The organism is Kitasatospora sp. NPDC093550 (assembly GCF_044764985.1).
Lineage (GTDB): Bacteria > Actinomycetota > Actinomycetes > Streptomycetales > Streptomycetaceae > Kitasatospora.
This window is the reverse complement of sequence record NZ_JBIWJF010000035.1, coordinates 58,087-69,126: the sequence shown is the minus strand read 5'-3', so window position 1 is coordinate 69,126 and position 11,040 is coordinate 58,087. Positions and strand designations below refer to the sequence as shown.

The 11,040-nt window shown below is 75.0% G+C and carries 7 protein-coding genes; 4 read left to right on the top strand and 3 right to left on the bottom strand.

All coding sequences use genetic code 11. The annotated features are described in order from the left end of the window. Positions 1 to 102: 102 nt before the first annotated feature. On the top strand, positions 103 to 897 hold the full coding sequence (locus ACIRD3_RS35465) for a DUF1963 domain-containing protein (protein ID WP_402224878.1): 795 nt from the start codon (positions 103 to 105) through the stop codon (positions 895 to 897). A gap of 27 nt (positions 898 to 924) precedes the next feature. Here the strand turns inward: ACIRD3_RS35465 and ACIRD3_RS35460 are convergent, their stop codons facing one another. The 3 genes from ACIRD3_RS35460 to ACIRD3_RS35450 form a co-directional block, all read right to left on the bottom strand. Beyond that, positions 925 to 1,626: an exonuclease domain-containing protein gene (locus ACIRD3_RS35460; protein ID WP_402224876.1), complete on the bottom strand. Its 702-nt coding sequence runs from the start codon at positions 1,624 to 1,626 to the stop codon at positions 925 to 927. A 114-nt stretch (positions 1,627 to 1,740) separates the two neighbouring features. Further along, positions 1,741 to 2,679: a GNAT family N-acetyltransferase gene (locus ACIRD3_RS35455; protein ID WP_402224874.1), complete on the bottom strand. Its 939-nt coding sequence runs from the start codon at positions 2,677 to 2,679 to the stop codon at positions 1,741 to 1,743. A gap of 81 nt (positions 2,680 to 2,760) precedes the next feature. Further along, entirely contained in the window at positions 2,761 to 4,035 is a 1,275-nt protein-coding gene (locus tag ACIRD3_RS35450; RefSeq protein WP_402224871.1) for an SAV2148 family HEPN domain-containing protein, read from the bottom strand. A gap of 416 nt (positions 4,036 to 4,451) precedes the next feature. On the opposite strand from ACIRD3_RS35450, the gene glgX reads away from it, so the two are divergent. The 3 genes from glgX (at position 4,452) to treZ (ending at position 11,040) form a co-directional block, all read left to right on the top strand. Further along, positions 4,452 to 6,599, top strand: coding sequence for a glycogen debranching protein GlgX (gene glgX, locus ACIRD3_RS35445; protein ID WP_402224868.1), 2,148 nt, complete (start codon positions 4,452 to 4,454; stop codon positions 6,597 to 6,599). A gap of 116 nt (positions 6,600 to 6,715) precedes the next feature. Beyond that, the gene (treY, locus tag ACIRD3_RS35440; RefSeq protein ID WP_402224866.1) at positions 6,716 to 9,310 is read left to right on the top strand and encodes a malto-oligosyltrehalose synthase; all 2,595 of its coding nucleotides are present in this window, start codon (positions 6,716 to 6,718) and stop codon (positions 9,308 to 9,310) included. Continuing rightward, positions 9,310 to 11,040: a malto-oligosyltrehalose trehalohydrolase gene (gene treZ, locus ACIRD3_RS35435; RefSeq protein ID WP_402224864.1), complete on the top strand. Its 1,731-nt coding sequence runs from the start codon at positions 9,310 to 9,312 to the stop codon at positions 11,038 to 11,040. Before treY ends, treZ begins: the two co-directional genes overlap by 1 nt.

Here is an 11,040-nt window from a genome sequence, read left to right as displayed (position 1 = left end):
GCCCACATGCACAACCTCGCCCGAACCGCATGAACCAGCAGGCCAGAACACACGACGGCCTGCCCACACCCAGACTTCTGCAACAAGCTTTAGGGTGTGCGCGTGACCGACCGCAGCGCCACCGCCGCCGAACTCGTCGCCGCCGTACCGGGACTGGCCCGGTACCTGCGGCCCGCGACCCTGCTCCACCCGTACGCCGCCGCGCCCGACCCGCGGGCGAGCCGGATCGGCGGCCCCGCGCTGTGGCCGGCCGGCGAGCCGTGGCCGCACTGCACCGCCGGGCACCCGGACGACGCGTACCGGACGGCCCCCCGGCCGTCCGCCGACGGGACGGCCATGGTGACGCTCGCGCACGTCCGCGCCGAGGACGCCCCGCACCTGCCCTGGCCGCCGGGCGCCGACCGGCTCCAGGTGCTCTGGTGCCCCAACGACCACGACGAGCTGCAGGGCGAGCGCTACTACTACGGCCCGAACGTCGCACTGCACTGGCAGTGCGCCGCCGACCTCGCCCCGGTCACGCCCCCGCCGCCCCGGCAGAGCGAGGAGGAGTACCTGCCGACGCCCTGCGCGCTGCGCCCCGAGCAGGTCCTCGACCTGCCCGACCGGGACGAACTGCCCGCTGGACTCCACGCCGCCGCCACGGAGTTCACCGAGCTCCAGGGCATCGAGTACCAGCGGGACCCGGGCCGCGCCGACGGCTGGAAGCTCGGCGGCTGGCCGTCCTGGAACTCCACCGACCTGGTCCCGGTCGACTGCGACTGCGGAGCCCGGATGGTCCACCTGCTCACCGTGGAGAGCGGCGACGACCCGGACCTCTCGGTCGGGCGCCACGGCGAACTGCACGTCTTCGTCTGCCCGGTGGACCTCACCCACCCGGTGGGCCTGGACCTGCAGTAACGGGAGCGGGAGCGGCAGCCGCGCCGGTCAGCGGGCGGGCCAGCGCGGGTCGATCACCGCCTGCGGGTCCTTGCCGCGGCGCAGCCAGGCCTGCAGGCCCTCCGCCCAGTCCCGGTACCAGTCGACCTGCCGCCGGTGCAGTTCGGCCGGCGCCACCTCCCCCACCTCGGCCGGGTAGCGCCCGGCCAGGGCGACGGCGACGCGGACGGCGGCCAGCGCGTCGCTGCCCGCCTCGTGGGCGTCCGTCAGCTCCACCCCGTACACCTCGCAGACCCGCTGCAGGGTGCGCGAGCCCTTGCGGTACTTGTCCACGGCCCGGTCGATCACCAGCGCGTCCAGCACCGGCCCGACGGGCGCGCCGAGGCGCTCCGCGAGCGTCGCCAGCCCGTACCGCCGCAGCTCGGCGTCGAGCAGCGACAGGTCGAACGGCGCGTTGAACGCCACTACCGGTCTCCCGGCGGCGATCCGCTCGCACAGCCCGGCGGCTATCTCCTCCACCGCTTCCTCCGCCGGCCGCCCCTTGCCCCGCGCCACCTCGTCCCCGATCCCGTGGATCGCCTCCGCCTCGGCGGGTATCGGCACCCCGGGATCGAGCAGCCAGTGCGCGGCCCCCACCCGGGCGGCCCCGACCGTGTCCACGAGCGCGGCCGTGACGATGCGGTCCACGGCCGGGTCGGTGCCCGTGGTCTCCAGGTCGAAGCCGACCAGTGGCTGCTGCCACCAGCTCATCAGGTGTGTCCTTCCGTCCTGCCTCTCGAAACAGCCCCTATCATCACCCGCCCCACCGACAACCCGACCCGCAGGGCGGGCCGCGGGCCCGTCCGGGCCGACCGGCACCCCGCCCTACGCGGTGCCGGTGAGCCGCCGGGCCTCGGTGAGGACGTCGGCGTCGATCTCCTCGCGGCTGCGGGAGTGGACGCCGAGCAGGTCGTACTCGTCATCGAGGCAGGAGAGCGGGTCGGCCGGGTCCAGCTGGTGCCCGAAGCGCTGGTGGACGGCGCGGGTCAGCTCCCGCGGCGTCATGTCCCCCTCCAGGAAGCGCGCGGCGAGCGCCCGCAGCACGGCCTCGGCGGCGGAGCTGCTGCCGACGGGGTGGAAGACCAGGCCCTGCTCGGCCAGCGCGGGCGGCAGCAGCACGTGGAGTTCGATGGCGGCCTCGCCGTACGAGCAGGCGGCCAGTTCGCGCAGGGCCGGGCCGTCGAGCCCGACGACGAGCGCCTCGCAGGCCGCGTCGATCACCGCGCGGCCGGCCGCCGCCCCGGTGCTCCACAGGGCGGCCCGGTCCTGGAGGCGGCTGCGCGCCTGCTCCGGGGTGGTCGCGGGCGCGGGCGCGGGGGCCGGGCGGTACATGTGGACGTCGATCGGGTCCGCGTGGACGACGGTGAAGCCGTGCCGCTCGTACAGCCGCTGGGCGGCGCTGCCCCGGAGGACGACCAGGCGCACCGGCTCGCCGGCGGCGTCGGCCTCGGCGAGGAGGCGGCGCAGCACGTCGCTGCCGAGGCCGCGGCCCTGGAGGTGCGGGGCCAGGTAGAACATCTCCAGGTGGCGCCCGCCCTGGGCGTCGGGGCGGACGGTGACGGAGCCGGCGAACGCCCCCTCGACCAGCAGTACGGACGTCCACCGGGGGGAGAAGGCGTCCGCCACCCGCCGACGGGACCGGTCCGGGTCCCAGCGGCCGAGGCGTTCCAGGTCGGCGCGCATGACCCGGTCCTTGAGGTCGCTGATGCGGTCGAGGTCGTCGAGGGCGGCGGGTTCCAGGGTCCAGGCGGGAGGGCTGTTCACGGCCCGCAGTCTTCCAGCGGCCGCCCCGCCCCGACCAGCGGGTTTCCCGGGACGCGGGCCGCCCCGGGACGGGGCCGGGCCTCAGGACACCGGCCGGGAGTCCGCCCAGACCCCCTCGAACTCCTCGCGGTAGACCTCCAGCAGTCCCGGCTCGGTGCCACCGGGCTGCTGTCCGGCGCCGCCGCGCAGCACCAGCGCCGGGGACTCCATGCCGCGGGAGCGGCGCAGGTAGGGCTGGATGACGCCGAGGTCGCGGCCCTGCCGGCGGCCGCCCGCCTGCCCGGTGGTGCGGGGGCCCTCGACCAGGTAGGCGGTGAAGCGCGGGGTCTCGTCGAAGACCCGGATCTCGAAGCCGCCCTGGTCCCGCAGCCGGGCCCGGACCCGCCGCACGTGCATGATGTTCATCTCGATCGAACGGGACAACTCGCTGCGCCCGAGGCCGAGTTCGCGCTCGCGGCGGCGCACCGCGCTGCTCGCCGGGTTGAGGAAGAGCAGCCGCACCCGGCAGCCCTCCCCGGCGAGGCGTACCAGCCGCTTGCCGGTGTAGTTCTGGCAGAGCATGCCGAGGCCGATGCCGAGCGCGTCCAGCCGCCGGGCGCCGTCCAGCAGGTCCTCCACCGGCAGGTCGCGCTGCAGCCGGACCCGGTCGGCGTGCACCGCGACCACGTCCGCGTACCGGCCGGCCACCAGGGACTCCACCACGTCGGCGGGCACCCCGCCCGCGCCGCCGTCCAGGACGGCCAGCAGCCGGGCGGCGGCCCGCTCGGTCTGCGCCAGGACGGTCTGGGTGAGCACCCGGTTGCGGGAGACCACGTGCCGGGCCACCTCCAGTTCGTCCAGCGCGAGCTCGATCTCGCGCCGGTCGGCCAGGTACGGCTCGAAGCAGGGCCAGTGCTGGACCATCAGCTCGCGCAGCTGGGGCAGGGTGAGGAAGACCAGCGGGTCGTCGTCGGCCGGGTCGAGCAGGTAGCCCTTGCGGCGGCTGACCTCGCGCACCGCCCCGGCCCGGTGCGCCCACTCCTCGCCGGCCGGTCCGGCGGCGGCGGTGACCCAGTCCTCGCCGTGGGCGGGGGCGTAGATGGGGTGCAGCACCTCGTCCACCAGGGAGCGCAGCCGCTGCTCGACCAGGTTGAGCCAGACGTAGGCGCGGCCGGACAGCCGGACCCGCTGGTAGGCGTCCTCCCACTCCGCGCCGGACCAGGCCAGCGCGGGTATCTCGACCGGGCCGCTCTGGGCGGGCACCAGCGCGCGGCCGGTCAGGGTGGGGCGCATGACGACCGTGGGCGCCTCGCTGCGGCCCGCGCCCCGCTCCGGGACGTCGGGCCCGGAGCCACGGCCGCCAGCGGGGAACACCATGCGCCACCTCATCTGCGGCTGACCCCCGCGGAGGCGGGGGCCCTTGACGGGCCGTTGACAAACACCGGGTCGGCCGGGGCGGCCGGACGATCAAGGGTACTGCCGATCGAGAGCCGACCGCAGCCGGATGGCCGACGGTCGCGCCCGCGCCCGGGGCCGGTCGCACTCGCACCAGCGGCACCACTCTTCACACGAATGCCCGACGGACACTCGTTCGGACCAACCCGGGCCGGTTCTCCCGGCCGCCGGGGAAGGGCTCGGGGAGTATGCGGGCTGTGCCGTGCGTCACGGCGCGCGAGCACCGCACATGTCCGGCCGCCCGGCCGGGCAGAGAGCGTCCGGGTCCGGGCAAGCTGCCGGACTTATTGTCGGACTTACATGTCAGTTTCCGTCGGCCGTAAGGAAGTTGAGGAGTCATGCAGGTCTGGCCCGGCACGCCCTACCCCCTCGGTGCCACCTACGACGGGGCCGGTACCAACTTCGCCGTGTTCTCCGAGAGCGCCGACCGCATCGAGCTGTGCCTGCTCGACCAGGACGGCTCCGAGACCGCCGTCGAACTGCGCGAGACGGACGCCTTCGTCCGGCACGCCTACCTCCCGGGCGTCCAGCCCGGCCAGCGCTACGGCTTCCGCGTCCACGGCCCGTACAACCCGGGCCTGGGGCAGCGGCACAACAGCGCCAAGCTGCTCCTGGACCCGTACGCCAAGGCGATGAGCGGCCACATCGACTGGGACGAGTCGGTCTACGGCTACCACTTCGGCGCGCCCGAGCGCCGCAACGACCTCGACTCCGCCCCGCACACGATGCACTCGGTGGTGATCAACCCGTACTTCGACTGGGGCACCGACCGCCCGCCGCGCACCGACTACCACCGCACCGTCATCTACGAGGCCCACGTCAAGGGCCTCACCCGGCTGCACCCGGGCATCCCCGAGGAGATCCGCGGCACCTTCGCCGGCCTGGCCCACCCGGCGGTGATCGAGCACCTGGCCAAGCTCGGAGTCACCGCGATCGAGCTGATGCCGGTGCACCAGTTCGTCCGCGACCACCGGCTGCGCGACCTCGGCCTGGCCAACTACTGGGGCTACAACACCGTCGGCTTCTTCGCCCCGCACTCCTCCTACTCCTCCACCGGCGACCGCGGCCAGCAGGTGCAGGAGTTCAAGTCCATGGTCAAGGCGCTGCACGCGGCCGGGATCGAGGTGATCCTGGACGTCGTCTACAACCACACCGCCGAGGGCAACCACCTCGGCCCGACGCTCTCGCTGCGCGGCCTGGACAACGTCTCCTACTACCGCCTCGCCCAGGACCAGCGCTTCTACGAGGACACCACCGGCACCGGCAACAGCCTGCTGATGCGCAGCCCGCACGTGCTCCAGCTGATCATGGACTCGCTGCGCTACTGGGTCACCGAGATGCACGTGGACGGCTTCAGATTCGACCTCGCCGCCACGCTCGCCCGCCAGTTCCACGAGGTGGACCGGCTCTCGTCCTTCTTCGACCTGGTCCAGCAGGACCCGGTGGTCTCCCAGGCCAAGCTGATCGCCGAGCCCTGGGACCTCGGCGAGGGCGGCTACCAGGTCGGCAACTTCCCCCCGCTGTGGACGGAGTGGAACGGCATGTACCGGGACACCGTGCGCGACCTGTGGCGCGGCGAGAACGCCACCCTCGCCGAGTTCGGCTCCCGGCTCACCGGCTCCTCCGACCTCTACCAGGACGACGGCCGCCGCCCGATCGCCTCCATCAACTTCGTCACCTGCCACGACGGCTTCACCCTGCGCGACCTCGTCTCCTACAACGAGAAGCACAACCAGGCCAACGGCGAGGACAACCGCGACGGCGAATCCTTCAACCGCTCCTGGAACTGCGGCGTCGAGGGCCCCGCCGACGACCCGGCCGTCGAGGAGCTGCGGGCCCGCCAGCAGCGCAACTTCATCGCCACCCTGATGCTCTCCCAGGGCGTGCCGATGCTCTCGCACGGCGACGAGCTCGGCCGCACCCAGCTCGGCAACAACAACGCCTACTGCCAGGACAACGAACTCACCTGGGTGCACTGGCCCGAGGGCGACGGCCCGCAGGCGCGGCTGCTGGAGTTCACCCAGGGGATGATCTGGCTGCGCCGCGACCACCCGGTGTTCCGGCGGCGCCGCTTCTTCCACGGGCGGCCGGTCTCCGGGCGGCACGGCGCGGCCGCCCCGGCCTCCGGCGGCTTCGACGACCTCACCGACATCGCCTGGTTCACCCCCACCGGCGAGGAGATGACCAAGCGCAACTGGGGCGCCAGCTACGCCAAGTCGCTGACCGTCTTCCTGAACGGCTACGCGATCTCCGAACCGGACCGGCGCGGCGGGCGGATCGTCGACGACTCCTTCCTGCTGATGTTCAACGCGCACTTCGAACCGCTGGAGTTCACCGTGCCCGCCGACCACGGTCAGGAGTGGCGGGTCGTGGTGGACACCGCGCAGCCCCGGCTGCCCGCCCCGGGCACCGGCGCACGGGTCAAGGCGGGGGACACCCTCTGGCTCGTCGACCGCTCGCTGATGGTGCTGCAGCGGCCGGCCTGAGCGGGGCGGCCGGCCCCGGCCGGCCCGGGGCGGTACCCACCACGGGCACCGGGCGGTCACCTGTTCGGATCAGCAGCGGGTCTTGGCGGCGGGCTCCCCCGGGTACCTATGGAGCTATGACCTCCGCCGCCGAGCCCGCCCAGCCCCGCCCGGCCGTCAACCCTCCCGGGGGCCCGCCCACCGCCACCTACCGCCTCCAGCTCCAGCCCGGATTCACCCTCCACGACGCCACCGCCGCCGTCCCCTACCTGGCCGCCCTCGGCGTGTCCCACCTGCACCTCTCCCCGCTGCTGGAGGCCGTCCCCGGCTCCACCCACGGCTACGACACCGTCGACCACACCCGGATCAGCGAACAGCTCGGCGGCGAGGCGGCGCTGCGCGCGCTGGCCGCCGCCGCGCACCGGCACGGCCTGCGGCTGATCGCCGACGTGGTGCCCAACCACATGGCCGTGCCCGTCCCCGAGCGGCTCAACCGGCCGCTCTGGCAGGTCCTGCGGGACGGGCCGGACTCGCCGTACGCACGCTGGTTCGACATCGACTGGACCGCCCAGCCCGGCCCCGTCGACGCCCCCGGGCGCGGCCGGGTGCTGCTGCCGCTGCTCGGCGACCGGCTCGGCGCCGTCCTGGACCAGCTGACCGTCGACGGCCGGACCCTGCGCCACCACCGCCACGAGCTGCCGCTGCGCCCCGGCACCGAGCACCTGCCGCTGCCCGAACTGCTCGCCCGCCAGTGGTACCGGCTCGCCTGGTGGCGGCTGGCCCGCACCGAGCTCAACTACCGGCGGTTCTTCACCGTCAACGACCTGATCGCGCTGCGGGTCGAGGACCCGGAGGTGTTCGCCGCCACCCACACCGTGCTGCTGGGACTGCACGCCGACGGCGTCCTGGACGGCTTCCGGATCGACCACCCGGACGGGCTCGCCGACCCGCGCGGCTACCTGCGCCGGCTCGCAGCGGCCACCGGCGGGGCGTCGGGGACCACCGGCGGGGCGTCGGGAACCACCGGCGGGGCGCCGGCTCAGGGCGGGGTACCGGCGGACGAGGGCGCGGCACCGGCGGACGAGCGCCCGACGGCGCGGGCCGCCGCCGGCGCGTACGTCGTGGTCGAGAAGATCCTCACCGGCGACGAGCGCCTCCCCGAGGACTGGCCGGTCGCCGGCACCACCGGCTACGACGCGCTGCGCCGGATCGACGGCGTGCTCACCGACCACGCCGGCGCCTGCCGCCTCGCCGGGGCGTACGAGGCCTTCCTGCGCGGCCCCTTCCCGCCCGGCGGCCCGGCCCGCGACCTCTGTGAGGACCCGCACCCGGCGATCGCCGCCGCCCGGCGCGGCCGGGCCGACATGACCGGGCCGGACGGCGAGCTCGCCGCCGAGGTCGAACGGCTGGTGCGGATCGCGCTGCGGATCGGCGCCGCCGAGCCCGCGCACGCCGACCACGCGCCCTGGCAGCTGCGCGCGGCACTCGGCCGGCTGCTCACCGGCTACCCGGCGTACCGGCCGTACGCGCGGCCCGGCGAGGCGGTGCCCCCCGCCTCGGAGCAGCAGCTGCGGGCCGCCTTGGACGGCTCCACCGACCCGACCGACCGGCTGCTGGCCGCCCTGGCGCTCGGCGAGCTGGGGCGCGGCCCCGACCACGACGAGTTCTGCGTCCGCTTCGCCCAGACCGCCGCCGCGGTGGCCGCCAAGGGCGTCGAGGACACCGCCTTCTACCGCTGGAACGCGCTGCCCGGGCTCAACGAGGTCGGCGGCGAGCCCGCCCGGCCCGGCCTGCGTCCGGCGGAGTTCCACGACTGGTGCCGCCGCCAGGAGCGCGACTGGCCGCACAGCATGACGGTGCTCTCCACCCACGACACCAAGCGCAGCGCCGACGCCCGCGCCCGGCTCGCCGTCCTCGCCGAGCAGCCCGAAGCCTGGGCCGCCGAGGCCTCCGCCTGGTCCACCGCGGCCGGGCCGGCCGCCCCCGGGCTCGACCGCGACGCCGACTGGCTGCTCTGGCACACCCTGGTCGCCGCCTGGCCGATCACCCCGGACCGGCTGGTCGCCGCCCTGCTCAAGGCCGTCCGCGAGGCCAAGCTGCACACCTCCTGGACCGAGCCCGAGCCGCGCTACGAGCGGGCGCTGGAGGACCGGGCCCGCGCCGTCCACGGCAACCCCGGGCTGCTCCCCCGGATCGAGGGCACGGTGCACGCCCTCGCCCCGTACGCCCGTTCCAACACCCTCGCCGCCGCGCTGCTGCACCTCACCGTGCCCGGCGTGCCCGACCTCTACCAGGGCAGCGAGGAGCCGCTCTACACCCTGGTCGACCCGGACAACCGCGGCGTGGTGGACTTCGGCCGGCTCGCCGTCCGGCTCACCGACTCGGCCGCCGCCCGCCCCGGCGACCTCGCCCGGGAGAAGCTGCACCTCACCACCAGGGCGCTGCACCTGCGCCGCTCCCACCCGCTCGGCACCTACCGCCCGCTGGACGCGACGGGCCCCGCCGCCGACCACCTGCTGGCCTTCGCGCGCGGGAACGACGTCGTCACCGCCGTCACCCGGCTGCCCTACGGTCTGGAGCGGTCGGGCGGCTGGCGCGACACCGTGCTGGACCTGCCGCCGGGCCAGCCGTGGACGGACGAGCTGACCCTGCGGAGCTTCCCGGCGGGCCCGGTCCCGCTGGCCGACCTGCTGGCCGCCTCCCCGGTGGCGCTGCTGACCAGGAGGGGCTGATGGCCGCCTACGAGGTGTGGGCGCCCGGGGCCGCCTCCCGCGTCAGCGTCGACGTCGACGGCGTGGAACACCCGCTGCGGCGCTGCGCGGAGCGCGCGGGCTGGTGGTCCGGCGAGGCTCCGGCGGGCGACTACGCCTTCCGCCTGGACGGCGGCCCGCCGCTGCCCGACCCGCGCTCCGCCTGGCAGCCGCACGGCCCCGACGGCCCCAGCCGGCGGGTGGACCACGCCGCGTTCCGCTGGTCCCGGACCGGCTGGCGCGGCCGCGCACTGCCCGGGGCGGTGCTGTACGAGCTGCACATCGGCACCTTCACCGCACGCGGCACCTTCGACGCCGCCGCCGAACACCTGGACCACCTGGTCGAGTTGGGCGTGGACTTCGTCGAGGTGATGCCGGTCTGCCCGTTCCCCGGCCGGCACGGCTGGGGCTACGACGGAGTCTCGCTCTGGGCCGTCCACGAGCCCTACGGCGGGCCGGAGGGGCTCAAGCGCTTCGTCGACGCCGCCCACCGCAAGGGCCTCGGCGTCGTCCTCGACGTCGTGCACAACCACCTCGGGCCGTCCGGCAACTACCTGCCGCTCTTCGGCCCGTACTTCACCGACCGGCACCACACCCCGTGGGGCTCCGCGGTGAACCTGGACGCGCCCGGCTCGGACGAGGTCCGCGCGTACCTGATCGGCAGCGCGCTGGCCTGGCTGCGCGACTACCGGATCGACGGCCTGCGGCTGGACGCCGTGCACGCCCTCGCGGACGACCGGGCCGTCCACTTCCTGGAGGAACTCGCCCACGAGGTCGAGAAGTTGGCCGTCGCGACGAACCGGCCGCTGTTCCTGGTCGCCGAGTCGGACCTCAACACCCCGCGCACCACCGCCCCGCGCGCGGCCGGCGGCCACGGCCTCACCGCCCAGTGGAGCGACGACTTCCACCACGCCCTGCACTGCGCGCTCACCGGCGAATCCCAGGGTTACTACGGGGACTTCGCGCGCGCCCCGCTCGCAGCCGTCGCCAAGACCCTCACCCGGGGCTTCTTCCACGACGGCACCTGGTCCTCCTTCCGCGGCCGCCGGCACGGGCGCCCCTTCCCCACCGCCGAGGGCCACCGGCTGCTCGGCTACCTGCAGACCCACGACCAGGTCGGCAACCGGGCGCTCGGGGACCGCCTCTCCACCACGCTCCCGGCCGGCCGACTGGCCTGCGGCGCCGCGCTGGTGCTCACCTCGCCGTTCACCCCGATGCTGTTCATGGGCGAGGAGTGGGGTGCCGCCACCCCGTGGCAGTACTTCACCGACCACACCGACCCGGACCTCGCGGAAGCCGTCCGGCAGGGCCGACGACGGGAGTTCGCCGAACACGGCTGGGCCGCCGAGGCCGTCCCCGACCCGCAGGAGCCCGCCACCGTGCTGCGCTCCGTCCTCGACTGGACCGAGCCCCGGCGCGCCCCGCACTCCGAACTGCTCGACTGGTACCGGACGTTGATCCGACTGCGGCGCGCGCGGCCGGAACTCGCCGATCCCGACCTCGGCGCGGTCCGCACCGCCTTCGACGAGGCGGCGGGCTGGCTGGTGGTGCACCGCGGGCCGTACCGGGTCGCGGTCAACCTCGGCGCGCAGGAGGCCGCTCTGCCGCTGGGGGCCACCGGGCGCGAACTGGTCGCGGCCTTCGGCCCGGCGGCGCTCGACGGAACGGCGGTGCGGGTGGGGGCGGACGCGGTGGCCGTGGTCGCGGTGTAG